Genomic DNA, 24,887 nt, shown 5'->3' with positions numbered 1-24,887 from the left:
TATGGCTATAAAAGATATTTTGAAAAACGTAAACGACTTTTTCAGCGAACATGTAGCACCGCCGCACAAAATCACTTCTGTTGAAGCGATGGAAGAGGGCTGGAGAGTTACAGTTGAAGTAATCGAAGAAAAAGAATATATGAAGAAATACGCAAAAGATGAAATGCTCGGAACCTATGATTGCCAGTTAAATAAAGACGAAGAAGTGATTTCGTTTAAGAGGCTGGACATTCGGTACCGAAGCGCAATCGGTATGGAACAGTAAGGGATGAGCGGGCAGGAGGCAAGAAAAGATGACGGTCTTAAAAGAAAAGGTGAAAAAAGATGCAAGAGCATTGATTCAGGACGATGAGACGAAGGATCTTCTCAAGCGTTCCTTACAATACTTGAAAGCCGGTTATTCAGTTCATTTTACAGGCCCCTCAGGTGAAGGAAAAACCTCCCTTGCGCTTGCTCTTGCCAAAAAAAGAAAACGGCCGGTCATGCTCATGCACGGAAATCACGAATTAAACAATAAAGATTTAATTGGAGATTTTACAGGCTATACGAGTAAAAAAGTCGTCGATCAGTATGTCAGATCTGTTTATAAAAAAGATGAAAGTGTCAGTGAAATGTGGAAAGACGGACGGCTGCTTGAAGCAGTTAAAAACGGATATACGTTAATTTATGATGAGTTCACCAGATCACGCCCTACTACTAATAATATATTCTTATCGATTTTAGAAGAAGGTGTTCTCCCATTATACGGCTCTAAATTAACTGACCCATTTGTCCGGGTTCATCCCGATTTCGCTGTTATTTTCACCAGCAATCCTGCTGAATATGCAGGCGTTTACGATACGCAGGATGCCCTGCTTGATCGCTTGATTACAATGTTCATCGATTATAAAGATGTTGAACGAGAGACGATGATCGTAGCTGAAAAAACAGATGTAGAAGAAAACGAAGCAAGAGCGATTACAACTCTCGTTACGAATTTGCGGGAAGCCTGCTCAAACGATAAGAATAATGGTCCTAGTTTAAGAGCTTCAATGATGATTGCGAAGCTTGCATCAGAACAGGATATTCCAATAGATGGTGAAGACGCGGATTTTCAAAGCTTATGCATCGATATTTTGTGTCATCCAATCAGCAGATGTCTTGATTCGGATCACGCTAAAGCAGATGCAGAGAAATTAATTATAGATGAATGCAGCAAAATGGACGTCTTGGATTAGAGGAGTGTTTGATAATGAGTGAACAAGAAATGGGTATTTATATTTTCAGCGGAATTCAAACGACAGAAGATGGAGATTTTGGAACGGTTGAAATCGAAGGCGAAGAGAGGGAAACCTTTACGATTCGCTATAAAGATGCAGCGATGGTTGCGGCCGAGGTTCCAATGAAAATCTATAATCCGAATCGTCAAAATTTAATGATGCATCAGCATGCAGTTGCCGAAATTATGAGCAAAAATGATACAGTCATTCCAATCAGTTTCGGGAATGTTTTTAAATCCAAAGAAGATGTGAAAGTTCTATTGGAAAATCTGTATCCTCAGTTTGAAAAGCTTTTCCCGGCGATCAAAGGCAAGATTGAAGTGGGCTTGAAAGTGATCGGCAAAAAAGATTGGCTTGAGAAAAAAGTAAATGAGCATCCAGAGGTTGGGAAAATATCCGCTTCTGTGAAAGGCAAGTCTGAAGCGGCCGGTTACTATGAACGCATTCAGCTTGGCGGCATTGCACAGAAATTATTTGCTGATCTGCAGAACGAAGTAAAAGCAGAGGTATTTACACCGCTTGAAGAAGCAGCTGAAGCCGCTAAAGCAAATGAACCAACTGGCGAAACCATGCTTTTAAACGCAGCATTCTTAATTGACCGTGATTCTGAAGAGCTATTTGATCAGAAGGTTAATGAAGCACATGAAAAATGGAAAGATAAAGTCGATTTTAACTACAGCGGTCCATGGCCTGCATACAACTTTGTGAACATCAGGTTAAAAGTAGAGGAAAGCTGACATGATTCATAAATTGGTTACCGCGCCAATGAATCTCGTAGTTAAAATCGGGCAAAAGGTCCAGGAAGAAGCAGAGAAAGAGTTATATGATCTTCCAACCATTCAGCAAAAATTGATCCAGCTCCAAATGATGTTTGAGCTCGGCGAGATTCCAGAGAAAGCTTTTCAAGAAAAAGAAGATGAGCTTTTGATGAGATATGAAATCGCCAAGCGCAGGGAAATGGGAGAGTGGGATAAGCTGACGAAACCAAGAGACGAGGGATAAGCAGATGGGCGATTTGATTTATTTATATGGATTGATTCCAACGGAAGAAGCAGCAGCACATCAATCGTTTCCATCTTTCACAGGCTTTGATGGTGAACGCAAGCTGTACACCATTCCGATCGACAATGTCACCGCAGTTGTTTGCAAACTGGATTCTGATCATTATTCAGAAGAAGCCATTAAAGACAAGATCGACAGTGATATGGATTGGCTGCAGGAAAAAGCGTTCCATCATCATGAAACGGTTGCTGCCCTTTATAAGAGCTTTACGATCATTCCGCTGAAGTTTTGCACGATTTATAAAAATGAAGAAAGCCTGCAGCAAACCATTCAATCTAATCAATCAAGAATTGAAGAAACCCTTTCTAAGCTACAGGGAAATGAAGAATGGAATGTGAAAATCTATTCAGATGATCATGAGCTGAAAAAGCAGGTAAGTGAAAACAATGCAGCGATTGAAGCGAAGAAAAAAGAAATAAGTGAACTTCCCCGCGGAAGACAATTTTTCGAAAAGAAGAAGATTGATAAGCTGATCGAAGATGAACTTGAAAATGAAAAGAATCGAGTTTGTGAACAAGTGCATGAAAAGCTGAAGGAGCATTCGCTTCACGCAGCTATTAAGAAAAATTGGAGTAAAGATGTCACAGGTCTAAAAGAAAACATGGCCTGGAACAGCGTGTTTCTTCTTCCAATGCCCAATGTGGAAAGCTTCCTGGAAGAAATGAAGCAGTTTGAACAGGAACTTGGCGGCACTGGCTGGAGATTCGAAGCTACAGGCCCATGGCCAGCGTACCATTTCTCCAGTTTTTCATAGAAGTGAGGGATCTGACAGATGTCTCTTAGAGAATCAGTTGAAAACAAGGATATAGCACTTATTGATATTTTAGATGTCATTCTCGATAAGGGTGTGGCCATCAAAGGTGATTTAATCATTTCGATCGCTGGTGTGGATTTAGTGTATTTGGATCTAAGGGTTTTAATTGCTTCCGTTGAAACACTTGTTCAATCGAAAGCAGGCAACCGAAAGCCCGTCACATCTGATCAATTCGATAAGCAGAGGGAGGAGTTAGTTGATGCAACAGGTAAGCGGAACAAATGGTAGAATCCAGCTTGATCCTGACAATGCCGAACACGGACTTGCGCAGCTAGTCCTGACAGTCGTTGAGCTTCTCCGGCAAATTGTCGAACGTCATGCGATGCGGCGGGTGGAGGGTGGAACGCTGACGGACGAGCAAATTGAAAATCTGGGTGTTGCCCTGATGAACCTTGAAGAAAAAATGGAAGAGTTGAAAGAAGTCTTTGGCCTTGACGCCGAAGATTTGAATATAGATCTCGGTCCTTTAGGCAGCTTGTTATAACCTAACGCGGCCACTTGGAGGGACATGTAATGGCAGTCCAAACTACTGGGCAATCGAGCTCAATTGTAGATGTACTTGAAAAGATTTTGGATAAAGGGGTCGTCATCGCAGGCGATATTACCGTCGGAATTGCGGATGTCGAACTGCTGACAATTAAAATCCGCCTCATAGTCGCTTCTGTTGATAAAGCAAAAGAAATCGGCATGGACTGGTGGGAGAATGATCCTTATCTAAGCTCCAAAGCGGAGAATAACAATACAAAAGCACTGGAAGAAGAAAACAAGAAATTGAATGAACGATTAGAGCTGCTTGAAAATCAGCTTGGCTCAAATCGTTTAAATACAGCTAACCAACTAAAATAATGGAGGGATTTACAATGGCAGAACAAACAAAATTAGACAACTCACAGGTGGAAAATCAAAAGGAAAATACGAAAGCCGCGAACTCGAACAAAGAGAACTCAAATAAAGAGCAATCTACTCAGGAAAAATCTTCAAGAAGAAGCGCACCAATCAAACGTACAGTTGCAGGAAGTATCCTTGGAGCAACAGTTGGATATCTGGCTACACCAGAAAACGGAAAGAAGCTGCTTGCCCGTATTGATACAGATGAATTAAAAAGCAAAGCTGCAGACTTTGGAAAAGCAGCAAAGGAAAAATCATTCCAAGGTGCTTCAAGCTTAAAATCATCAGCTACTAATCTATTTAAAAAAGACAAAACAAAGTCAGAAGATGCTGATCAAGAAGAAGCAGTGAATCATTCATCAGAAGAAGAAACTTCATCTTCAAATTCAAATGAAGATTTCGAAGCATTAAAGCAAGAAAACGAGACTCTTCAAGAACGTCTTCAGCAGCTTGAGGAAAAAATGAACAAATTAAGCGGCCAAAGCAGCACAGAAGAAGATGATGAAGAGGACGACGAAGAGGAAGAAGAAACACCAAGCAAGAAAAAAACAAGCAAATCAAAGGCTGAATCTGATGAATCAGATGAAGACGAAGATGATAGTGAAGATGAAATTGAAGAAGACGAAGAAGAAGAAGAAGAAATGATGTACGATGGCAAAGACGAAGTGAAAAAGCCGCAAAAAAAATCAGGACGCGGAAGAAAGCCTAAGGCTTCAAAATCTGCAAAAGCAAAAGATGAAAAAAATGAAAAAGATGAAGAAGAATCAGAAGATACTTCTCTAAGCAGCGACGATGACACATCATCTTAACTGAGAGAGGAAGGAGGAGACGTGGAGATGAGTACAGCAACAGCCTCATCAAAAGACAGTGTACTTGAATTCTTTGTACAGGCTTCAAATAAACACGGCTTTGCGCTGGACATCACGTTAAACGTGAACGGTGCCGTTATTTCAGGCACAATGGTTTCCGCTAAGGAATACTTTGATGCACTGAGTGAAACGTTTGAAGATGGCAGTGAAGTCGCACAGAAATTAAGCGAGCAGTTATCCCTTGCAAGCGAATCCGTTGAATCAAACGGAGATGCTGAAGCCCATTTCATTCATTTGAAAAACACGAAAGTGTATGTCGGCGACAGCAAATCCACCCCTTCCAAAGGACAAATCCTCTGGAGAGGCAAATTAAGTGAAATCAATGGATTTTTCCTCGGGAAAATTTCAGATGCGAGACCAGCAAGCAAGAAATCAGAATAGATACAAACAGCCGGGAGCCATTTGCCCGGCTGTTTTTTTATGGAGAACACCTATGGTCACCTCGTGAGATTAGGAGATAATGGTCAGAGCAGGCATTAAATCATCCTCCCGCCTCTCTAAGCCTCAAGCCCTACACCTCCTACTATTGCCGACCAATAGAAAAATCGGCAGTAATGCTGTATATTAATGATAAAGGACTATTTTCCATTTTTATCCCGCCAGGACTGAAACCCCTTACTATATACATACGTATTTAAAATAGAGACTTTATGTTAGGAGTCGATTGATGATGAATCCGTTTGTGGCATTCAGTGTCCGGATGCTTGCGGCCATACCGGCTGCAGGGACTGTCGGGACCGTGAGTTTAATCGGTTTTGATCAGCCTTTATTAGCGGCAGCTGCTTATTCGCTCGCAGGAGGAGCCTCTGCTTATTCAATTGCTTCAGTGAGTATGAACTCCAGGTTTTTAAAGAAAAATTCTCTTACCCGGAAAGATTATAAATACATCAAAAAACAGCTTGAGGAAGTAAAGCCTAAGATGGCCCGCCTGCAGAAGACGCTTTTAACCATTCGCCATCTTCCTTCTTTAAAAGAGCGAATCGAGCTTGTGCGTGTTGCCCGAAGAATCTACAGTTTAACAATAAGAGAGCCGAGACGTTTTTACAAAGCGGAGAAATTTTTCTTTTCTCATTTGGATTCGGCTGTGCTGCTCGCTGAGAAATACGTTTTCTTGTCCTCCCAGCCTAAGAGGAATTGGGAGCTTGAGAAATCATTAAATGAAACGAGAAAAACATTAAACGATTTGACACGTCTGATTGAACAGGATTTGTACTCCATGGTACAGGATGATGTCGATGAGCTTAATCTTGAAATCGATGTAGCCAAACATTCCATTAAAACAAATCAAGACACGAAACATCTTGATGAGAGCCGGAAATTTAAATGAATGAGATTGATTTATTTCAGCAAATAAACACAGCCCGGCTAATTGACGTGCTTTCTGAAGAGGAAAAAATCAGGGCATACGAGCTGGCCAAACAGATTAACCCAAAAAACCATGCACTATTGGTATCATTCGGGCTGCCTGCGCAATCCAAGCTGCTAGCTTTCTCAAATGTCATGCTTGAGCAGGTGCAGCGAAAGGATATCGGGCAGGTTGGCGAAATCCTCGACGAATTCATGAAAAACCTGAATGAGGTCCGTCCTGACGATTTACAGCAGGAAGAAACCTCATTTTTAGGGCGTCTGTTTGGGAAACGAAAGAAATCCATTCAGGAAGTCCTCTCCAGATTTAATAAAACTGGGGCACAGATTGACAGAATCAGCGTAAGACTTGAGCGCAGCAAAAATATGCTTTTATCTGATATTGTCATGCTCGACAGGCTCTATGACAATAACAAAGATTATTTTCACTCATTGAATGTCTATATTGCAGCCGGAGAAATGAAGCTTGAAGAACTGCACAATAGAATAATCCCTGAACTAAAAAATGCAAATTCAGGTTCCAATGATCCAATGAAGCAGCAGGAATTGGAGGATCTTCTTCAATTTGCAGATCAATTGGATCAGAGGCTGTATGACTTAAAAATCAGCAGGGAAATAACAATTCAAAGCGCACCTCAAATTCGCATGATTCAAAAAACAAATCAAAAGCTGGCTGAAAAAATTCAATCCTCCCTCGTAACAGCCATTCCGCTTTGGAAGAATCAGGTGTCCATTGCACTGACTCTGATCAGACAAAAGAGCGCGGCAGATGCTGGAAGGAAGATTTCTGAACCTGCAAATGAACTCTATCAAAAGCAGGCCGCGGTTATTGGCGGAGCGAAGCGCAGCATGTTTGATTTAGATACACTAAAAGAAATACAAGAAAACCTTCAGGCTTCCATACAGGAAACGATGAGAATCCATGTGGACGGAAAAAACAAACGCGAGGAAACAGAAGCCGAGATCATGGCCAGAGAAAGCGAACTAAAGCAGAAGCTTCAGGCATAAGAAAAGCGCAAGCGCCCGTTTAGCGCAGGCATGACAGATAAGGATCCGCCAGAAAAGGCGCTTTTTGCCAATACTTTCGGATCCGTTCTGGCCGAGGAGTTGGACGATTCCGCTCGCCATCGAAGCGCAAAATTTTATCCTTTCTTATCTCTTGAAAAAAGCAGGAACCGTCATCGGTTCCTGCTTTTTTACGTCAGAATCACAGTAATTATGCCCCCTACGATTACTAAACATCCTGCAATTTTTAAGAGCAAAGGAGCACGATCTGTTCCCTTGCGATTTACCTTTTCTTCTTCCTCATTAACTGTTTGCCGGTAATTCGGACTGCAGCAGCCCATTATGATACCTGCTTCCAGCCTGAAACGTCATCTTCAAGTGGAAGGTTATTGGCTCTTGCTTTCTTAGCTGCGATATAGAAAGTAACGATTACCGCAATCGTAGCAATAGCTGCTCCAATGTAGGAAGTTGTCATTGATAATCCGAATCCGATTGGTGCATTCAAGATGTAAGTCACCGTCACCATCGTCATGAAAATTCCCGGAATCATGGCAATCCAGTAATTTTTCTTGGCGATGAACAAGTACATAGCCCCAACCCATAGCGCAATAACGGCTGTCGATTGGTTTGCCCATGAGAAGTATCTCCATAGAATCGTGAAATCAATTTTTGTCAGAGCAAAAGAGATGACGAACAATGGAAGTGCAATCCATAAACGGCTTGACATTTTCTTTTGAGAAATATTGAAGTAATCAGCAATAATCATACGTGCACTTCGGAAAGCCGTGTCTCCTGATGTAATCGGCAGGATAATAACGCCAAGTACGGCAAGTGTTCCTCCGATTGCTCCAAGCATAAGAGTAGAAGCTTCACTTACTACTGCGCCAGGTCCGCCTTCTGCAAGCAGCGCGTTCAAGCCTGTGCCGCCGTCAAATAAGCTCATTGCTGCAGCAGCCCAAATCATCGCAATGACACCTTCAGCAATCATCATGCCGTAGAAAATCTTGCGTCCCTGTTTTTCATTTTGAGTCGTTCTTGAGATAATCGGAGTTTGCGTAGCATGGAAGCCAGACAGCGCCCCGCAGGAAATCGTCAAGAACAGCAATGGAAAGATTGGAACATTATCAGGGTGAAGATTTGCAAGCGTAAGCTCCGGAATTGGAGCGCCTGTAATGACCAAACCTCCGCCAACACCAATCGCACTGATTAAAAGCAATGCGCCAAAGATCGGATAGAATCTTCCGATGATTTTATCGATAGGAAGCAATGTCGCCAAGATATAGTAAATAAAGATAGCTGCAAGGATAAGTCCCATTGTTGCCCAGCCGTTCATTAAGCTGTAAAGCAGGCCGGCTGGTGCTGTAACAAATACGGTTCCTACTAATAAAAGCAAAAGAATCGCGAATGCGTTTACAACATGCTTCATCACTTTTCCTAAAAACTTTCCGGCAAGCTCAGGTAAATGAGCGCCGCGATTGCGGATAGAAATCATACCTGTTAAATAGTCATGCACGGCTCCTGCAAAAATACAGCCGAGCACAATCCAAAGGAAGGCAACCGGTCCATAAAGCGCTCCCATAATTGGGCCAAAGATCGGACCGACACCAGCAATATTCAGCAGCTGAATCAATGAATTTTTCTTCGTGTTCATCGGCAGGTAATCAACACCGTCCTGATGAGTAAAAGCAGGAGTCGTTCTGCCCTCGTTTACACCGAACACTTTTTCAACAAATTTACCGTACGTAAAATAACCAACAATTAAAAGGACAACACCGGCTAGAAATGTATACATAGGAACCCTCCTTGAATAATTAATGATGTATGCGTTTACATAAGTATAAAGGACTACAGGAAGTTATGGACGTTTTGTGTACAAGATGCAGAAATAGAGGGGTAAGATGCCGAAAAGAAGGATTTAGATGCAAAAAAAGAAAGCAGGCGTTTTCCATGCTTTCTCAAAAACCATTATATCTCCAGCCGCTCCCGCAGCGACTTCACATAATTCCTGCTGACAGAAAGCATCTCCTCGGTTCCTTCCAGTTCAAGCTGATAGGCCCCATTGAACCACGGAGTGAGCTTTGCCACATAATCCAAATTGACAAGGTAGCTTTTGTGGATTCGAAAGAAACAGTATGGGCCTAAACGGGATTCTAAGTCTTTTAATGGTGTTTTTGTATCGAAGCTTTTTGTCCTTGTAATGATTTTAGTAACTTTATCATCGCGGTACATATATAATATATCCTTTGGTTCTAGGTAGATGATTTCTCCTTCAACCTCTACGGCAAGCTTCCCGGTTATTATACTTTTCTCTGAACCCTTGGCCTGAATCAGCAATTTTTCCATTCTCTGCACAGTTTGCTTTAGCTGCTCTTCGTCATAGGGCTTCAGTAAATAATCGATTGCTTCGTATCTGAAGGCTTCTGCCGCAAATTGAGGATAGGCTGTTGCAAACACAATCAGTGGGACTTTCTTTAATTCCATCAGTGATTTCGCCGCTTCCATGCCGTTCATTTTGGGCATTTCAACGTCTAAAAAAACGACGTCAGGCTGAAGCTGAAGTGTTTTCATGACGGCAGCTTCACCTGTATCTGCTTCTCCAATGATTTGGATCGATGAAAATTCACTTAATAAATGTTTTAATTCATCGCGGCTGTACCGTTCATCATCCGCAATGACGATTTTAATTGTCTCCATTCGTTTTTTCCTCCGTATTCGGAATCGTAAAAAAAATCTCAGTCCCATGACCTGACACACTTTTCACTTGAAGGGCAGAAGTGCTGCCGAACATCATGGTTAATCTGCGGTTGACGTTATACAGTCCAAGACCTGATCCATGTGCAGATTGCACGGTTTCTTTCCCAATCTGTCTGACCCGTTCTGTACTCATTCCATGTCCATTATCTTTTACGTTTACGCAGGTTTTTCCATCTTTTCTATGAACGGAAATGGTGATCACACAGTTTTCTTCCTTATCCTTAATGCCATGCTTGACCGCATTTTCCACAATGGGCTGCAGGCTCAAAGGCGGGATTCTTACAAAGAGTGCATCATCATCGATTTCATAATGAACTGACAGCTTGTCAACAAAACGCGTTTCCTCAATCGCAAGGTAAGCTTTTATATGCTTTAGCTCCTGCTCAAGTGTGGTCATGTCACTGGTGGTAGCGTTAAGGTTGGATCTTAAAAAATGTGACAGAGAGACAAGAAGCTTTCTTGCTTTTGCAGGATCTATCCGGATCAAAGAGACAATCGTGTTTAATGAATTAAAAAGAAAGTGAGGACTAATTTGGGCTTGAAGTGCCTTGATTTCAGCTTCTTTAGCGAGCTGAAAGGCTTTATCCGCTTCAGCGATTTCAAGCTGATTGCTGAGCAGGCTGCTGAGGCCGGTAATCAGCTCCATGACAATATCCGTAATTTCTTTTTTTGATTCAAAATAAAATTTCATCGTGCCAATCGTTTCCCCGCGCTGCTTAAGCGGTGCGATTACAGCGGCACCGAGCGGACACGATGCTTCTCTGCAATGAATGGTTCTGTCACTGGCAATAATCAGATCACCATTACGAATCACATCTTTTGTTATTTGTGTTTGAATCGGGCTGTTCACACGGTGATGATCATTTCCGAGACCGACATGAGCCAGAATTTCGGTTTTACTTGTCATCGCAACAGCGCTTGTCTTAATTTCCTTATGCAGAATTTGGCAAACTGCCTGAGCCGATTGAGTATTCATGCCGCCCCGAAGATAGGCGAGTGTTTGATCGGCGATTCGCAGTGTTTTTTGAGCCTGCAGGGCACCGGCTTTTTCTTCTTCATTCACTACATTTTTTATGATGAGAAGAAATAGAGCGGAACCGAGACCGTTTGCAAGAATCATTGGCACGCCTATCATTTCGACAAGCACAAGCGCTTTTTCAAAAGGCCGTGATACGAGCAGAATGACCGCCATTTGAATAATTTCAGCTAAAGCCCCTATAAGAAAAGCGGAAGAAAGCTTAACCTGAGCATTCTTTTTAAAGAAAGCCCCTGCCAAAACTCCAGCAATAATAGAAGCAAGTCCACAAGAAAGAGCGGTAAATCCTCCAAGGGTAAAGCGATGGATACCCGCAATCAGCCCTGCTCCTATGCCGACCTTATAGCCGCCTAAAAGCCCGGCAAGCACGACACCGATGACTCTCGAATTAGCAATGGCTTCATCAGAGGCAAGTCCTGAAGCCCACCGGTTAAACTCGAGTGTTTCTGTGCTCAGTGACAAGCCTGAATATGTGCCGATGATTCCGAAAAAGCCAAAGAAAAGAATGGCTGTATACTGCTGGCTGCGGTTTAATTGGTCCTGATAGATCATGCTTCTGAAAAAGCGGAATCTTGTCAGAATAAATGCAATCGTTACAATAATACTGAGCCGTTCGAGCATTGTAATCAGCAGTTCAAACATACATCTGCTCCTTTTTGGATAAAAGAATATGTTCTTATTCTAATGGAATGCAGGCTTTTTACAAAGCAGAGGGTTTTTGGCACACAAAAAAGCAGCGAAAAGGCTGCTTTGGATGTTAAAACCCGTCTTCAGCTGTAAACGGAATGTTTAGTCTGTTTTCGACTGCACGAAGGCGCTGGTTTAAGCGGTTCAGACGTCTTGTGTGACGCTCGACGACCTGATTAAGACGAGTCACTTCTTGATTTGTCTGGTTAAGCTCTCTTCTAAGATTTCTGATTTCCTGGTTTTGTCGATTAATCTCACGTGATTGCTGCTCGTTTTGTCTTTCTAAAGCATTGATTCTTCTTTCAAGCGACTGAAATTGTTGCGGCTGACGATCTGGATCGAATTGGTCCTGCGCTTGCTGCGGCTGATAAGGGTTGTATTGATAATTCATATAATAGTCTGTTTGCTGAGGGACATAACCTTGATAAAACTGATATGGGTTCATGTGGGCTTCACTCCTTTGTGTCATGTTACTTAAATAGCCTATGTAGCAAGATGAGGAGTGGCAGGGCAGATGCCTATAGACAGCCTGAAAAATATTTCAGGAAGCAGCAAAATGCCATGAGCTTTATGCTTCAAGCTCATGGCAGTCATGATAATAGGATTGGTAATGAGATTCGATGATTTCCTCGTCTGAATGAGGAATTTCTTTGCCTTTTACAATTTGCGCTCCATTTATGCAGCCGCTGGTAAGGAGGATGATGTCATCTGGTTCACCTGCTGCCAGAGAAGCGATGACTCCTTCTTTACGAGTGAGGGCTGCTTTGATGTTTGGCGCTTTCGGCTGCGAAAATCCTTTCATCACTTGATCAATGATGATTTGAGGATCATGATGTCCGGGATGGTCTACCGTTACAATGACTTCGTCTGCATGTCCTTCAATGGCTGCGGCCATCTTTGGCATTTTATTAAAGTCGCGGATGCCGATTCCTGCAATCATGACAATCAGACGGTTGTATTCCATTTTCTTAACTTCTTCCACCAGACGGGTAAGAGCAACAGGTGTGTGGGCATAATCCAGAATGATTTTCTTGTTGTCCGGCCCGGTAATAACCTGGAAGCGTCCTTCTGGGCTCTCAAGCATCGGCAGGAAGCGCAGAATATCTTCCATTCTGTAATTGAATAAAAGGGCAGTTCCAATTGCAGCAAGTGCGTTGGCAATATTATAGGTTCCGAAAATAGGTGCTGTTGCCTTATGAATCTTCCCATTATAAGAAAGATCAAAATTAGTTCCTATATCAGAAAATTGAATGTTATCAGCACTGATATCAGCCCCGCTTACCGGAGACAAGCTATAGGTAATTTTTTTGCCGCTGTATGTTTGTGCAAGCTCTAATCCCATATCCATGTCATCAAGATTAATAACAGCAGATTTTGCCTGGTCAAAAAGAGCCAGTTTGCATTTTTTATAATGATCAATCGTTTTATGATATTCAAGGTGTTCTTCAGAAAAGTTAGTAAGAATGGCTGCATCAAATTCGATGCCGTGCACTCGTTTTTGGTCAGTTGCGATGGAGGAAACCTCCATTACAGCTGCTTTATCGCCAAGCTCCGCCAAATCATGAAAGATTTGATGAAGATCGGTGGATTCAGGAGTTGTCGGTGTGCTCTTTTTATATGAGAGCTTATGTGTAGATGCCCAAATTCCAGTTGTTCCGATTGAACCGGCTGGAAGATCTAACAGCGTCAAAAGAGAGCGCACATACGCCGCAACAGTCGTCTTTCCATTGGTCCCTGTGACCCCTATGGTTTTAAGTTTTTCATCAGAATGATTATGAAACCTCTTTGCAAAAAGAGCCATTGTTTCTCTAACGTCTTCTGCAAGAATGAAAGTATGATCAGGATAGTCGCGGCTCAGCTGCCCGAGCTTTTCAAAGCTCGTTCCGATAACGGCAGCAGCTCCGTTCGCCAGTGCTTCATCAATATACTGATGACCGTCATGCTCCTCGCCTTTCATGCTGAAAAAAAGGGCGCCGGGCTTGACCTGTTTTGAATGAAAAGCAAGGCTTGTTATGTTTTGAGAGGCTTGTCCGAAAATATGCTGCAGAGTAAGGTTTTCTAGTTGATCAAATTGTATAATCATTCGTGTTCCTCATTCATGATTCTGGATTTGTATTAGTCTTTATATTTTCCAATACAAGCGCTCTTCCTATACTAAAAATTTATAACAATCAGTATCCTTTTTTATAATCGACTAAGTTGATGGAAGGGGTGTCTCCTGTTAGATACTGCTTCAGATTAGGAATCAGAATGGTTTCTGCAAGGCGCTCGTTATAGTATTCTGTTGAACCGGATGTATGCGGGGTAATAATCACATTTTCAAACTCCCACAAGAGACTCTTTTCCCCAAGCGGCTCAATTTCAAACACATCAAGGCCAGCTCCTGCAATTTCTTTTTCCTGAAGCGCTATTATGAGATCTTCCTCAGCCACAGTCTCGCCTCTGCCAATATTAATAAAGAACGCAGAGGACTTCATTTTTTTAAACTGCTCGTATTTGAAAAGCTGATGAGTATCTTTTGTAAGCGGCAATGTTACGACGACATAATCACACTGAGGAAGGACATGATCCAGCTTGTCACTTGTATACAATTTATCCACAAACTCTGCAGGCTTGCCCGAATGGCGCACACCAATCACGTTCATGCCAAACGCTTTAGCGATCTTAGCTGTTTCCTGACCAATCGCTCCAACTCCAATAATGCCAATCGTTTTTTCGTGTATCTCGAGCTTCATATCAGCATGATGCCACTTCCGTTCGGCCTGGTTTCTAACATACGTATGTATTTTTCGCGTCAGCCCTAGCATGAGGGCGAAAATCGTTTCTGAAATTGGGAAAGCGTGCACACCGTTTGCGCTGGTTAAGAGAATCTCTTTCTCATTAAGTGCTTGAAGCGGCATATTATTGACTCCAGCACTCCAGGACTGGACCCATTTGAGCTTTGAGTCAGCTGCAAGGAAATCTTCTTCCATCCCTTTTTTCCACCCGGCAATCACTTCGGCATCCTTAAGGTGATCCTGCCAGACGGATTTGTCTCTTCCTGCGATAATTTCCCAGTCAGGAATGATAGCTGTTATCTCATTGATGTGTTTTTGATCAAGGTCTTGTGCGATGATAAGTTTTCTTTTTGTCATGATTAATCCTCCCAGTAATGTCCGTATGAAGTTAATATTATCAGAAAATTCGATTTGACTATGCATCGGAAGTTTTAAGGGGACTATATACATTTCTTTCTGTCTGATTTTTTAAAAAATATAGTTTTTCCGCTTGAAAATTGGGTAAAGAGTTAGGAGGGGAAATTTCCTAGTTTCGTACCGAACTAATAGATAATGAGGTGATTTTCAGGAAAAATGAAGATACTTCAAGAGCGTTTTTATCCAAGTGTCAGCAGGGTTCTGGCTTTAGCGGGTGATCACGAGAATAACCCGCAGTTTCTGATTGGCTATGACGTGGAAGGCAATCAGTTATTTCATGTAAGATGTCCAAATGGCTATTCCTTTCTCTACTTGTCATCGCATCTAAACGCTGATGTAGCCGTTGTTTGCGGGATGGAAAATCATCAATCAGAGTCCTGGCCGGATTTTTATTTTTCTGTGGATCACGAGAGCGGAGCATTGAACCGAATTTGCCGTGCTAAATGAATGCGGCTTTCCTTTATTGCATAATCCAACTATAATAATGGATACCACTTATGCAGGGAAAGCGAGAATCGAACATGTATCTTACAGTTAAAGAAACAGCCGAGCATTTGTCCATGCCGGAAGCGTATATTGAAAATCTGATTTTGCAGAAGCAAATCAGAGCAGTTCATGACGGAGAGCAGTATTTGATCAACAAAGAGCAGTTTACGACACACTTGGAACAGATGGAAAAATACAAAGAACAGCTGGAAGAGTGGCTGAGCAAACCGATTCCCGAAGACATTGACATCAAAGATGAAGATTAAAGAAGTGCACACTCTGCACTTCTTTTTTGTAAGAAAAAAGGGGACTGCTGTCAAATTGAAGCCAATGGTCCTATTCAATCGTGCTACTATCTACCTTATACTATAAAATATGGAAATTATATCAGGTCAGAGGTGATCAAAATGGGTTTTTCGGAAATGCTGAATCAGATTCATGGTGCGATATCCTATCAATCTTCTGAATTGAACGACCAGATTAATAGACTTCAGCGTGCTAAACAGCAGATTGAACATGAACAGACGGAATGCATGAATGAGATGCGCAAGATTCTTGATCCCGAGCTTGATCATTTATGGAAAGGGTCAAGAGCGGATGATTTTCATGAAGACCGCAATGAAGCTTATAAAGTGATGCGTAATATTGCAGATGAAGATTATGATGCTTATAAGCAGAGAATTCAGTGGAAAATTAACTCTCTTGAAATCGACAGAACGGTCTTAAATGCAGTCAGCGGACTAGCCCATGAAGCAGACAAGCTTTTGGCCGTTGGCGAGGATGCATTTGAGGAGCTTGGAAACAGAATAGACGATTTAAAAAGGCGGTTGTTTTAAATGACCCAAATTAAACTGAATCATGCAGAAATGATGAAACAGCTGGATGAAATCAAACGGGCATTGGATGCTTTGGTTTTAGACGGACCAGAAGATGCCGGCCAAAACAAGCTTGACTTCACAGAGAAATGGCAGGAGCGGGAGGAAATGATTCATCAATTTATCTCGCAGTACGTAACGATTGTTCAGAAAAATGTAGAAGATACGCGTGCAAATGTGGATTCATTGAAAGAACAAGATGAAGCGATTGTCCACAGATAGGACAAAAGGGAGGTGGCAGCGATTAAAGTTTATGAAGCAAAAACGCTAGTGTCGGCAATGGAAAAGAGAGCCAAGCAATACGACGAGCTGAAGGAACAGCTGAATCAGCTGAAAAAACAGTTTTTAGATATCGTCAACTCTGGTGATGAATTCCAGGGAAAAGGGGCAGAAGCGATAAAAGGCTTTTATTCTGCACAAGTTGATGTCGTGGAAGCCTGGATGAGACTCATTGATAAAAACATCGCTTTTTTCAGGGGAATTCCCGGTGATGCGGAAGATGCGAAGCTCTCAGGCGATACCTTTGTCCAAATGTCCTTTATAGAAGAAAATGTGCCGCGTGCTCAAAATCGTGCGAAGGAAATGGTCCACAGCCAGCAGGATGCTCTGCAGTCCATCTTTCGCAGTATAGATGATCTTGTCCCGCTGCATGTTTTTTCAACCGACACATTCGAAGACCACATGGCAAAAGCTGAAAAAGAACGCACCCAAACGATAGACGCGGTCAATCAGCTCGATCAGGCGCTGACAGAAGAATACGCCATCTCAGAAAACGATCAAAGCTACTTGGTCGGCCTGTTCGGTCAGCTGCTCGAGTCCTCAAGACAGGGCACCACCATCACACCTATCAACTTCGATGCAAAAGCCTATCAAAACAGTGAAATCTACAAAATGAAAAAGGACATCGAAAACAGCTCCAAAGAATATCTATCCTTCAAGAACGACCAAGCGGAAGCAAGAAAACAAGCAAAAATCGCCGAGGAACTCGAAAACCGCCCATGGTACGAAAAACTCTGGGACACCACCAAAACCTTCACCGGCGAAGTATCCGGCTACTATGACTACAAACGAGCCACAGAAGGCGTCGACCCCGTCACAGGAGAAAAGCTCACAGATGCCCAGCGCATCGCAGCCGGAGCCATGGCAGCAGCCGGCTTCATCCCGGTTGTCGGCTGGGCAGGCCGGGCTGCCAAAGGCGGAAGCGCCGTCTATAAAACGGTTAAAGCGTATAATGCGGCAGACCATGCGCTTTATGCATATAAAACCTCTAAATCATTTAACACGCTGCAGAAGACGGAGATGGGGATTTATGGGCTGGTGTCGGCTAATGGGCTGGGTGAGGCTGTTTTAGGCAAAGATATGTTTGGGAATGAACTTACTAGTGAACAGAGGCAAAATAGTATGTTGCAGGCGCTTGGGATTTTGGGAGTTGGTGGAGCAGCTTATGGGCTGGATAAATTGGCTGCGAAGAATGGCGGATTGTTGAACGGGCCTTATAGCAATAATTTTGTTAATAAGCAGATAGAAAACGGGAATGCTATTTTAACTGACATTGGAAGAAGAGTAGGTAATTTTCAGGTTCCTGTTAGGATAAAGAGTGAAGCTATTGTGACTAACACTGGGGTAAGTATGAATGTTTTTAATGTAGAAACTAAGGCATTAAGAGATGTGATGATGCAGGCAAATTCTGCTAAAATAAAAGAAAAAGATATCAACGTTTTTGAATATAATAACATCAGAAATTACAGAAATATTGATATAAATAAAATACCCATAAAATATAGAGCTGATCCAAGATTAGTAACTGAAATGGACTTTAAAGGAAAAGGTAAAAGTGGTGCAAATGCTGCAGGATGGGAAAGAAATGCAGCTAAACATTTCAATCAATTGTTAGATCAGATACCTGAAGCTTGGAGTGACACAAACATAGAACGTATAGAGAACGGTCTTGTTCCAATTGTTGATGAAAGATTTGTAGAACATTTTGACCAATATAAAGAGTGTATTGGTGATAAGTTAATTCATCATCATATTGGAGGTGGCGGACAGGCTGCTGCAGTGCCTTCATCACTACACAGAGGATTTGGAGGAATCCATAATATAGAAAAAGAATTATTAATTAGGGATAACGACCCTTTAACAAATATAGGACAGACTTTTACGTCAGATGTTAATAGAATTCATAAAATCAAATTGGAGGAATAACAATGATTAAACCTCAAGAGTTTTTAGAACGATGGAATAAAGATGTATATGGTTTAGTACATTATAAAGAAGATGTTATAGATAATAGTTCAATCTTAAATAATGATAAGAATTTCTTGTTGATAGCTGGATTACCAGAGTCTGCTGCACCTTTTTTATCTTTTGAAGGTTCTGACCAAGGTGGGGGTAAACCTCTTAATGAAAAATATGAGGTAAGTGAAAATAAATTTAAAGAATTTATATATATAGGATTTACAGGAGAAAATAATCCAATTTGTATTTCTACAAAAAGTGGTGCTATTGTTAGTTTTGATTATCAAAATAACTTTGATGAGATATTCATTAATTCATCTATAAATCAATTGGCAGAATCATTGCTAATATATGTTGATTTTGTAAAAAAAATTAAATTGGTAAATGGAAGAAAAGCTTTTTTAGAAAAAAATGCACCAACAGACTTAATACTATGGTTAGAAGAAGAACTAAGAAAAATAGATAAAAATGCTTTGACTGAAAACAGCTTTTGGAAGATAGAAATGGAAAGCTATGAGCAATAAATTTTAATGAATTAAAAGTTAATAAACGTTGATAGTGATTATCTACTATCAACGTTTTTTTGTTTAACTCTCATGATAATCGATTCCTGACTGGCCGACATTCGAAGACCACATGGAAAAAGCTGAAAAAGAACGCACACAAACGATAGACGCAGTTAATCAGCTCAATCAACAGCTGCTGGACTCCTCAAGACAGGGCAGCACCATCATACCCATCAACTTCGATGCAAAAGCTTATCAAAACAGCGACATCTACAAAATGAAAAAGGACATCGAAAACAGCCTCCAAAGAATATCTATCCTTCAAGAGCGACCAGGCAGAAGCAAGAAAACAAGCAAAAATAGCCGAGGAACTCGAAAACCGCCCATGGTACGAAAACTCTGGGACACCACAAAAACCTTCACCGGCGAAGTATCCGGCTACTATGACTACAAACGAGCCACAGAAGGCGTCGACCCCGTAAACAGGAGAAAAGCTTACAGATGCCCAGCGCATCCCAGCCGGCGCCATGGCAGCAGCCGGCTTCATCCCAGTCGTCGGCTGGGCAGGCCGGGCTGCCAAAGGCGGAAGCGCGATCTATAAAACGGTTAAAGCCTATAATGCGGCAGACCATGCGCTTGATGCATATAAAACCTCTAAATCATTTAGCACGCTCCAGAAGACGGAGATGGGGATATACGGGCTGGTGTCGGCTAATGGACTGGGTGAGGCTGTTTTGGGTAAGGACATGTTTGGGAATGAACTTACTAGTGAACAGAGACAAAATAGTATGTTGCAGGCGCTTGGAATCATTGGATTAGGGGGAGCAGGCTATTATGTTGACAGGCTGCAAGCAAAAAATGCTGTCTTTCCAATGCCTCCATATAGTAACCAGTATGTGAATAAGAAGATAGTAAAAGCAAAAACAGAATTGAGTGATATTGGAAGGCGGATTGGTGACTTACCTGTTCCAGTGCGGGTTAAAAGTGAAGCATATTCAACTAATATGGGCTTGAATTTTAATTTTCCTTATGTTGAACATAAATCATTAAGAGAATTAATTATTCAAGCAAAAACTTTGAAAAGCGTAAATCACGAATCTATTAGAGGATATAGACAAAGAGACTTAACTGATTATCCAAGGAAGTATTTAGTGGATTCTCGCTTAATCGTTGAAATGAATTTTAAAGGGAAAGGGCTTTCAGGTACTAATGCTGCTGGTTGGGAAAGAAATGCTAAAAAATTCTTTAATGAATTACTTAAAAGAATCCAGAATATTGGAGCGAGAAAAATATTTCTACAATTAAAAGAGGCCGAGTGCCTATCATGGATGAAGATTTTATTAAACATTTTCCACAATATAAAGACTATCTAGGAGAACCGATGAGACACCATCATATTGGTGAGGGAGGCCAAGCAGTAGCACTTCCACTTTCTTTACACCCAGGATATGGAGGTATTCATAACGTAGAAAAAGAGTGGGGAATTACGGGAATAGATGATAATATAGCTGAAAAATTAGAAACATTTATTAAAGATAACTAAGGAGTTGCATAAATTGATGTCACCTGAAAATTTCTTGAAGAATTGGAACACTGCAAAAGATGGAGAATTAATTGCTTTTAATGAAGATGGTTTGATTATTGACTCGATTTCTGAACAAACAAGAGATTTCTTGGTGAATGCTGGTTTACCTGAAACACCCCCACCTTATCTTGAATTTATTTCATCAAATGGAATTTTGCTTAGTCTTATAGAGAAATTTAATATGCCTTCGAAATTTAAAAATTATTGGTATTTAGGAACTACAGGCTCTGGTGATCCAGTTTGCTTAAACGTTAAGGATAATATCGTTTATTTAAATAATGGTGATAATTATAATGAAATATTTATAAACTCTTCAATTAATCAATTTGCTGAATCAATTTTACTTTTCAATAAAATGATTGATAGAGCAATAGAAGTAAATGGAGAAGATGCTTTTCTTGAAAATGATATACCTGAGGAATTGATTACAAGGTTAAAAGAAGACTTAAAAAGAATTGATAAGGAATCCATAGATTCTAATTCATTTTGGAGAACGGAAATTGAAAATTTACAGGAGTAGCTTAAAGATATCAATAAGTATGGATATGATAAATGGAATGAATAGATATTAAATCAGATATAACATCGAACATGTAATGAAATTAGAAACCTTGACAGGTATTATACCTTTCAAGGTTTTTTTCGTAAAATTCCCCCACATAATTCATTGACACCCTCCAAAAAATAAGGTATAAATAAATTAACAATTAACAACTTGTTAATTAAAAACGAATTAAGGAGCCAGTTATTCATGTCAAACGATGAAGCTCTTAAGAAATACGATATAAAAAAATACAGGACTCCTGATGGGTACACGTCAGATATTTGTGTGTTTACGATTGTGTCTATAAGCGATGGCGAGTATAAGCCGCCGCTGATGGATTTGAAGCTGATGCTGATTCAGCGTGCTGCGCTTGATGCAGAAGGGAATCCAAACATTGAGGCAAGCAAGTGGGCGGTTCCGGGAGGATTTGTTCAGGATGATGAGTCGGCGTTTGAGGCGGCTAAGCGGGAATTGGAAGAGGAAACGAGTGTTTCCGGTGTTCATGTGAAGCACTTTGGCGTGTATGATAAGCCGGGACGCGATCCGCGCGGCTGGATTATCTCGAATGCGCATTATGCGATTGTTCCGGAGCATTCGCTGTCCCTTAGAAAAGCTCAGGATGATGCTGCAGAGGTAGAGCTTTTCTCGATCAAGGATGTATTGAAGCTGGATCTGGCGTTTGATCACAGGGACATCATTGAGGATGCTATTAAAATGATTAGGAATGATCTTTTGCAGACGACTGTGGCAAAGAATTTTCTTCCTGAATTCTTTACTTATTCGGAGCTGCAGGCGGTGCTGAAGACAGTGACGGATGATCCTGCCATTGCTAGTGACCAGTCATTTTCAAGGAAGATTAAGACGCTGCCATTTATCAAGGAGGCAGAGGGAAAGACATCAAGGACGTCAAAAAAACCGACGCAGCTTTATACGTTTGTCGAGATGGATGTCGTCAAGCCGATTTATACGGCACGTTATTAGATTTGATAATTAACAATTCATTAAGTGTTAAATACTATAGGGGAGTGGACATTGATGAAAAGAGCGTTAATTAACATTGACTATACGGTGGATTTTGTAGCGGATGATGGAGCCCTTACTTGCGGAAAGCCGGGGCAGGCGATTGAGGATGAGATTGTCCAGTTGACGGAGTCTTTTATAGATGCAGGAGATTATGTGGTCTTTGCAATTGATATGCATTACGAGAACGATGAGTTTCATCCGGAAAGTGCTTTGTTCCCGCCTCATAATATCGAAGGAACAGCCGGCCGCAGACTTTTTGGGAAGCTTGAAGACGTTTATGAGCAGAATAAAGAGAAAAATCATGTACAATGGATGGATAAAACAAGATACAGTGCGTTTGCGGGTACGGATCTTGAAATGAAGCTCCGCGCACGCGGTATTACGGAAATTCACCTTGTTGGGGTTTGTACAGATATTTGCGTGCTGCATACGGCAGTTGACGGTTTTAACAAAGGCTTCAAAATAGTTGTTCATGAAAAAGCAGTGGCAAGTTTTAATCCTGAAGGCCACGCATGGGCGCTTTCTCATTTTAAAAATAGCTTGAATGCACGGGTTGAATAGACAGATGGAGGTTCCTTTGATGAAATACACAGACGACAGTTTAATGCTTCATACGGATCTTTACCAAATTAATATGGCAGAAACGTACTGGGAAGATAACATGCACAACCGGAAAGCAGTGTTTGAAGTCTTTTTCAGAAAACTGCCGTTCAGCAATGGCTATGGGGTTTTCGCCGGTCTTGAACGCATTGTCGAGTACTTACAGAGTTTTTCCTTTACAGAAAGTGATATTGAGTATTTAAGAGATGAATTAGGATATAGAGATGATTATTTGGAGTATTTAAAAGAGGTTCGCTTTACTGGAAACGTGCGTTCAATGGTTGAAGGAGAACTTGTTTTCGCTAATGAACCGATCCTGCGCATCGAGGCGCCGCTGGCAGAAGCTCAGCTGATAGAGACTGCTTTGCTTAACATTGTGAACTATCAAACATTGATTGCGACGAAAGCGTCACGCATCAAGCATGTAGTTGGCAATCAGAGTGCAATGGAGTTTGGAACACGCAGAGCACATGAAATGGATGCGGCAATTTGGGGCACCAGAGCTGCTTACATCGGCGGGTTTGATGCGACATCAAACGTCCGCGCAGGCAAAATGTTCGGCATTCCTGTTGCAGGCACACATGCTCATGCTTTGGTTCAGGCTTATCGTGATGAATATACTGCGTTTCATAAGTACGCGCGACGTCATAAAGATTGTGTATTCCTGGTCGATACGTATGATACGTTAAAATCAGGGGTTCCGATAGCAATTAAAGTGGCAAAAGAGCTTGGCGACAAAATTAACTTTAAAGGGATTCGCCTTGATAGCGGGGATCTTGCTTATCTGTCAAAGAAAGCAAGAAAAATGCTGGATGAAGCAGGATTTACTGAGACGCAGATTATTGCTTCGAATGATTTGGACGAAAATACAATTATCAATTTAAAATCACAAGGTGCTCAAATTGATTCATGGGGAATCGGCACGAAGCTGATTACTGCATATGATCAGGCCGCTCTTGGTGCTGTCTATAAATTAGTATCCATTGAAAATGAAAACGGGGAAATGAAGGATACGATTAAAATCAGCGGAAATCCTGAAAAAGTGACGACACCGGGGATTAAAAAGGTATACCGCATCATTAATTCCGTCAATAAAAAATCAGAGGGCGATTATATTGCGCTTGAGGATGAAAATCCGCAGGCAGAGGAGCGTTTAAAAATGTTCCATCCGGTTCATACGTTCGTCAGCAAGTTTGTAACGAATTTTGAAGCGAAGGAACTGCACCGTGATATTTTTGTGGATGGAAAATTAGTTTATGACCTTCCTGAGCTTCAGGAAATTCAGGACTATGCGGCTCAAAATATGGATGTCCTATGGGATGAATATAAGCGGACGATGCACCCTGAAGAGTACCCGGTCGATTTAAGCGAGCGCTGCTGGGAGAACAAGATGCGAAATATCGAAGAAGTTCAATCTAAGGTTAAGAATATGATTGAACAGGGAAAGAAGTAAGTAGAGGACGATGGGAGAGAAGCGCAAGTGGGGAAGATAGGGATTTATGGTTCGTCGTTTGATCCGATTACAAATGTTCATTTATGGACGGCAAGCACCGTTGCACATCGCTGCAGGCTGGATAAAATTATCTTTCTGCCTTGTTCAAACAAACGGAAAGATAAACTGATGAAGACATCTGATCTGCACCGCTGGAATATGCTTGAGCTTGCTCTTAAGGGGAATGATAAGTTTCTGGCAGATGATTATGAAATTAAGCAGGAAGCCTGGAATGTTTATACGTATTACACGCTGGAGCATTTTAAAAAGAAATACCCGAATGATGAAATTTATTTTATTATGGGTGCTGATCTGCTTGTTGATATCGCAGAGGGCAAGTGGAAATATGATCAGGAACTGATTTCAAGCAATAAATTTATTGTGATGGCCAGAGAAGGCATCGATATGCTCCGGACGATTTCCCGGTCCCCAATTTTGCGGAATCATGATGACGGCTCAACTTTTCACTTGATTGATAAAGGGCTTGCGATGGAAATCAGCTCTACATACATCCGCGACGAGTTTTCAAAAGGCGGGGAGCCGCGCTACCTGCTGCCTGATGCTTGTTATGAATACATTAAAAAACATTCTTTATATCAATAGGA

The 24,887-nt window shown here is 41.5% G+C and carries 30 protein-coding genes and 1 pseudogene; 25 read left to right on the top strand and 6 right to left on the bottom strand.

The window, feature by feature from the left end:
• Position 1: 1 nt before the first annotated feature.
• The 12 genes from gvpO to GJU41_RS14000 all read left to right on the top strand — a co-directional run bounded on the left by gvpO (position 2) and on the right by GJU41_RS14000 (position 7,265).
• Positions 2-265, top strand: a complete 264-nt coding sequence (gvpO, locus tag GJU41_RS14055) for a gas vesicle protein GvpO (RefSeq protein ID WP_070879560.1) — start codon at positions 2-4, stop codon at positions 263-265.
• A gap of 28 nt (positions 266-293) precedes the next feature.
• The gene (gvpN, locus tag GJU41_RS14050) at positions 294-1,217 is read left to right on the top strand and encodes a gas vesicle protein GvpN (protein ID WP_154318991.1); all 924 of its coding nucleotides are present in this window, start codon (positions 294-296) and stop codon (positions 1,215-1,217) included.
• Positions 1,218-1,231: 14 nt separating this feature from the next.
• Complete coding sequence (locus GJU41_RS14045; RefSeq protein WP_070879562.1) at positions 1,232-1,996, top strand: GvpL/GvpF family gas vesicle protein; 765 nt, start codon at positions 1,232-1,234, stop codon at positions 1,994-1,996.
• A gap of 1 nt (position 1,997) precedes the next feature.
• The gene (locus GJU41_RS14040) at positions 1,998-2,261 is read left to right on the top strand and encodes a gas vesicle protein GvpG (RefSeq protein ID WP_070879563.1); all 264 of its coding nucleotides are present in this window, start codon (positions 1,998-2,000) and stop codon (positions 2,259-2,261) included.
• Between the two features lie 4 nt (positions 2,262-2,265).
• Positions 2,266-3,075, top strand: a complete 810-nt coding sequence (locus GJU41_RS14035; protein WP_154318990.1) for a GvpL/GvpF family gas vesicle protein — start codon at positions 2,266-2,268, stop codon at positions 3,073-3,075.
• 18 nt (positions 3,076-3,093) lie between these two features.
• Positions 3,094-3,363, top strand: a complete 270-nt coding sequence (locus tag GJU41_RS14030) for a gas vesicle protein (RefSeq protein ID WP_070879565.1) — start codon at positions 3,094-3,096, stop codon at positions 3,361-3,363.
• Positions 3,335-3,619: a gas vesicle protein K gene (locus GJU41_RS14025; RefSeq protein WP_070879566.1), complete on the top strand. Its 285-nt coding sequence runs from the start codon at positions 3,335-3,337 to the stop codon at positions 3,617-3,619. The genes GJU41_RS14030 and GJU41_RS14025 overlap by 29 nt, the downstream gene beginning before the upstream one ends.
• A 29-nt stretch (positions 3,620-3,648) precedes the next feature.
• Complete coding sequence (locus GJU41_RS14020) at positions 3,649-3,981, top strand: gas vesicle protein (RefSeq protein WP_070879567.1); 333 nt, start codon at positions 3,649-3,651, stop codon at positions 3,979-3,981.
• 14 nt (positions 3,982-3,995) lie between these two features.
• Positions 3,996-4,832, top strand: a complete 837-nt coding sequence (gene gvpT, locus GJU41_RS14015) for a YtxH domain-containing protein (protein WP_154318988.1) — start codon at positions 3,996-3,998, stop codon at positions 4,830-4,832.
• A gap of 27 nt (positions 4,833-4,859) precedes the next feature.
• Positions 4,860-5,273, top strand: a complete 414-nt coding sequence (gvpU, locus tag GJU41_RS14010) for a gas vesicle accessory protein GvpU (protein WP_070879569.1) — start codon at positions 4,860-4,862, stop codon at positions 5,271-5,273.
• A 286-nt stretch (positions 5,274-5,559) separates the two neighbouring features.
• Positions 5,560-6,219 carry a 5-bromo-4-chloroindolyl phosphate hydrolysis family protein gene (locus GJU41_RS14005; RefSeq protein ID WP_224771431.1) on the top strand — a complete coding sequence of 220 codons (660 nt, stop codon included), beginning with the start codon at positions 5,560-5,562 and terminating at the stop codon, positions 6,217-6,219.
• Positions 6,216-7,265 (top strand): toxic anion resistance protein, encoded by a 1,050-nt coding sequence (locus tag GJU41_RS14000; protein WP_070879570.1) that lies wholly within the window; start codon positions 6,216-6,218, stop codon positions 7,263-7,265. Before GJU41_RS14005 ends, GJU41_RS14000 begins: the two co-directional genes overlap by 4 nt.
• 337 nt (positions 7,266-7,602) lie before the next feature.
• Here the strand turns inward: GJU41_RS14000 and GJU41_RS13995 are convergent, their stop codons facing one another.
• The 6 genes from GJU41_RS13995 to GJU41_RS13970 form a co-directional block, all read right to left on the bottom strand.
• Positions 7,603-9,054 carry a carbon starvation CstA family protein gene (locus GJU41_RS13995; protein WP_070879571.1) on the bottom strand — a complete coding sequence of 484 codons (1,452 nt, stop codon included), beginning with the start codon at positions 9,052-9,054 and terminating at the stop codon, positions 7,603-7,605.
• 173 nt (positions 9,055-9,227) lie between these two features.
• Positions 9,228-9,956, bottom strand: coding sequence for a LytR/AlgR family response regulator transcription factor (locus GJU41_RS13990; RefSeq protein ID WP_070879572.1), 729 nt, complete (start codon positions 9,954-9,956; stop codon positions 9,228-9,230).
• A complete protein-coding gene (locus GJU41_RS13985) occupies positions 9,943-11,694 on the bottom strand; it encodes a sensor histidine kinase (RefSeq protein ID WP_070879573.1) in 1,752 nt (583 codons plus the stop codon). The genes GJU41_RS13990 and GJU41_RS13985 overlap by 14 nt, the downstream gene beginning before the upstream one ends.
• Positions 11,695-11,809: 115 nt before the next feature.
• Entirely contained in the window at positions 11,810-12,184 is a 375-nt protein-coding gene (locus GJU41_RS13980; protein WP_070879574.1) for a hypothetical protein, read from the bottom strand.
• Between the two features lie 123 nt (positions 12,185-12,307).
• Positions 12,308-13,822, bottom strand: coding sequence for a UDP-N-acetylmuramoyl-L-alanyl-D-glutamate--2,6-diaminopimelate ligase (locus GJU41_RS13975; RefSeq protein WP_154318986.1), 1,515 nt, complete (start codon positions 13,820-13,822; stop codon positions 12,308-12,310).
• Positions 13,823-13,910: 88 nt separating this feature from the next.
• On the bottom strand, positions 13,911-14,873 hold the full coding sequence (locus tag GJU41_RS13970) for a D-2-hydroxyacid dehydrogenase (RefSeq protein WP_154318984.1): 963 nt from the start codon (positions 14,871-14,873) through the stop codon (positions 13,911-13,913).
• A gap of 216 nt (positions 14,874-15,089) precedes the next feature.
• Between GJU41_RS13970 and GJU41_RS13965 the strand changes: the two genes are divergently transcribed.
• From GJU41_RS13965 to nadD, 13 genes and pseudogenes are all read left to right on the top strand, one after another.
• On the top strand, positions 15,090-15,380 hold the full coding sequence (locus GJU41_RS13965) for a hypothetical protein (RefSeq protein ID WP_070879577.1): 291 nt from the start codon (positions 15,090-15,092) through the stop codon (positions 15,378-15,380).
• Between the two features lie 74 nt (positions 15,381-15,454).
• Entirely contained in the window at positions 15,455-15,685 is a 231-nt protein-coding gene (locus GJU41_RS13960) for an excisionase family DNA-binding protein (RefSeq protein ID WP_070879744.1), read from the top strand.
• Positions 15,686-15,826: 141 nt separating this feature from the next.
• Positions 15,827-16,255, top strand: coding sequence for a YwqH-like family protein (locus GJU41_RS13955; protein ID WP_070879578.1), 429 nt, complete (start codon positions 15,827-15,829; stop codon positions 16,253-16,255).
• Positions 16,256-16,516 carry a YwqI/YxiC family protein gene (locus GJU41_RS13950; protein WP_070879579.1) on the top strand — a complete coding sequence of 87 codons (261 nt, stop codon included), beginning with the start codon at positions 16,256-16,258 and terminating at the stop codon, positions 16,514-16,516. It begins immediately after the preceding gene.
• Positions 16,517-16,528: 12 nt separating this feature from the next.
• The gene (locus GJU41_RS13945) at positions 16,529-18,499 is read left to right on the top strand and encodes a T7SS effector LXG polymorphic toxin (RefSeq protein ID WP_154318983.1); all 1,971 of its coding nucleotides are present in this window, start codon (positions 16,529-16,531) and stop codon (positions 18,497-18,499) included.
• A gap of 2 nt (positions 18,500-18,501) precedes the next feature.
• A complete protein-coding gene (locus tag GJU41_RS13940; protein WP_070879581.1) occupies positions 18,502-19,056 on the top strand; it encodes an SUKH-4 family immunity protein in 555 nt (184 codons plus the stop codon).
• A 112-nt stretch (positions 19,057-19,168) separates the two neighbouring features.
• On the top strand, positions 19,169-19,639 hold the full coding sequence (locus tag GJU41_RS13935; protein ID WP_154318980.1) for a pre-toxin TG domain-containing protein: 471 nt from the start codon (positions 19,169-19,171) through the stop codon (positions 19,637-19,639).
• Positions 19,566-20,581, top strand: a pseudogene (locus GJU41_RS13930) (hypothetical protein). Before GJU41_RS13935 ends, GJU41_RS13930 begins: the two are co-directional and overlap by 74 nt.
• A 13-nt stretch (positions 20,582-20,594) precedes the next feature.
• Positions 20,595-21,143, top strand: a complete 549-nt coding sequence (locus tag GJU41_RS13925) for an SUKH-4 family immunity protein (RefSeq protein ID WP_070879583.1) — start codon at positions 20,595-20,597, stop codon at positions 21,141-21,143.
• 231 nt (positions 21,144-21,374) lie between these two features.
• Complete coding sequence (locus GJU41_RS13920; protein ID WP_070879584.1) at positions 21,375-22,148, top strand: NUDIX hydrolase; 774 nt, start codon at positions 21,375-21,377, stop codon at positions 22,146-22,148.
• A gap of 54 nt (positions 22,149-22,202) precedes the next feature.
• A complete protein-coding gene (locus tag GJU41_RS13915; RefSeq protein ID WP_070879585.1) occupies positions 22,203-22,751 on the top strand; it encodes a cysteine hydrolase family protein in 549 nt (182 codons plus the stop codon).
• Between the two features lie 19 nt (positions 22,752-22,770).
• Positions 22,771-24,243, top strand: coding sequence for a nicotinate phosphoribosyltransferase (locus GJU41_RS13910; protein WP_070879586.1), 1,473 nt, complete (start codon positions 22,771-22,773; stop codon positions 24,241-24,243).
• 27 nt (positions 24,244-24,270) lie between these two features.
• Positions 24,271-24,885 carry a nicotinate (nicotinamide) nucleotide adenylyltransferase gene (nadD, locus tag GJU41_RS13905; RefSeq protein WP_170292801.1) on the top strand — a complete coding sequence of 205 codons (615 nt, stop codon included), beginning with the start codon at positions 24,271-24,273 and terminating at the stop codon, positions 24,883-24,885.
• Positions 24,886-24,887: the final 2 nt, after the last annotated feature.

The organism is Metabacillus idriensis, from assembly GCF_009674765.1.
GTDB classification, from domain to species: Bacteria; Bacillota; Bacilli; order Bacillales; family Bacillaceae; genus Bacillus_P; species Bacillus_P idriensis.
Note: the sequence above shows the minus strand (reverse complement) of the source record. Positions and strands in the feature narration are given on the sequence as shown.

Coding starts and splice junctions, on each gene's coding strand:
- gvpO (WP_070879560.1), top strand. CDS start 2: ATGGCTATAAAAGATATTTTGAAAAACGTAAACGACTTTTTCAGCGAA.
- gvpN (WP_154318991.1), top strand. CDS start 294: ATGACGGTCTTAAAAGAAAAGGTGAAAAAAGATGCAAGAGCATTGATT.
- GJU41_RS14045 (WP_070879562.1), top strand. CDS start 1,232: ATGAGTGAACAAGAAATGGGTATTTATATTTTCAGCGGAATTCAAACG.
- GJU41_RS14040 (WP_070879563.1), top strand. CDS start 1,998: ATGATTCATAAATTGGTTACCGCGCCAATGAATCTCGTAGTTAAAATC.
- GJU41_RS14035 (WP_154318990.1), top strand. CDS start 2,266: ATGGGCGATTTGATTTATTTATATGGATTGATTCCAACGGAAGAAGCA.
- GJU41_RS14030 (WP_070879565.1), top strand. CDS start 3,094: ATGTCTCTTAGAGAATCAGTTGAAAACAAGGATATAGCACTTATTGAT.
- GJU41_RS14025 (WP_070879566.1), top strand. CDS start 3,335: ATGCAACAGGTAAGCGGAACAAATGGTAGAATCCAGCTTGATCCTGAC.
- GJU41_RS14020 (WP_070879567.1), top strand. CDS start 3,649: ATGGCAGTCCAAACTACTGGGCAATCGAGCTCAATTGTAGATGTACTT.
- gvpT (WP_154318988.1), top strand. CDS start 3,996: ATGGCAGAACAAACAAAATTAGACAACTCACAGGTGGAAAATCAAAAG.
- gvpU (WP_070879569.1), top strand. CDS start 4,860: ATGAGTACAGCAACAGCCTCATCAAAAGACAGTGTACTTGAATTCTTT.
- GJU41_RS14005 (WP_224771431.1), top strand. CDS start 5,560: ATGATGAATCCGTTTGTGGCATTCAGTGTCCGGATGCTTGCGGCCATA.
- GJU41_RS14000 (WP_070879570.1), top strand. CDS start 6,216: ATGAATGAGATTGATTTATTTCAGCAAATAAACACAGCCCGGCTAATT.
- GJU41_RS13995 (WP_070879571.1), bottom strand. CDS start 9,054: ATGTATACATTTCTAGCCGGTGTTGTCCTTTTAATTGTTGGTTATTTT.
- GJU41_RS13990 (WP_070879572.1), bottom strand. CDS start 9,956: ATGGAGACAATTAAAATCGTCATTGCGGATGATGAACGGTACAGCCGC.
- GJU41_RS13985 (WP_070879573.1), bottom strand. CDS start 11,694: ATGTTTGAACTGCTGATTACAATGCTCGAACGGCTCAGTATTATTGTA.
- GJU41_RS13980 (WP_070879574.1), bottom strand. CDS start 12,184: ATGAACCCATATCAGTTTTATCAAGGTTATGTCCCTCAGCAAACAGAC.
- GJU41_RS13975 (WP_154318986.1), bottom strand. CDS start 13,822: ATGATTATACAATTTGATCAACTAGAAAACCTTACTCTGCAGCATATT.
- GJU41_RS13970 (WP_154318984.1), bottom strand. CDS start 14,873: ATGACAAAAAGAAAACTTATCATCGCACAAGACCTTGATCAAAAACAC.
- GJU41_RS13965 (WP_070879577.1), top strand. CDS start 15,090: ATGAAGATACTTCAAGAGCGTTTTTATCCAAGTGTCAGCAGGGTTCTG.
- GJU41_RS13960 (WP_070879744.1), top strand. CDS start 15,455: ATGTATCTTACAGTTAAAGAAACAGCCGAGCATTTGTCCATGCCGGAA.
- GJU41_RS13955 (WP_070879578.1), top strand. CDS start 15,827: ATGGGTTTTTCGGAAATGCTGAATCAGATTCATGGTGCGATATCCTAT.
- GJU41_RS13950 (WP_070879579.1), top strand. CDS start 16,256: ATGACCCAAATTAAACTGAATCATGCAGAAATGATGAAACAGCTGGAT.
- GJU41_RS13940 (WP_070879581.1), top strand. CDS start 18,502: ATGATTAAACCTCAAGAGTTTTTAGAACGATGGAATAAAGATGTATAT.
- GJU41_RS13935 (WP_154318980.1), top strand. CDS start 19,169: ATGGAAAAAGCTGAAAAAGAACGCACACAAACGATAGACGCAGTTAAT.
- GJU41_RS13920 (WP_070879584.1), top strand. CDS start 21,375: ATGTCAAACGATGAAGCTCTTAAGAAATACGATATAAAAAAATACAGG.
- GJU41_RS13915 (WP_070879585.1), top strand. CDS start 22,203: ATGAAAAGAGCGTTAATTAACATTGACTATACGGTGGATTTTGTAGCG.
- GJU41_RS13910 (WP_070879586.1), top strand. CDS start 22,771: ATGAAATACACAGACGACAGTTTAATGCTTCATACGGATCTTTACCAA.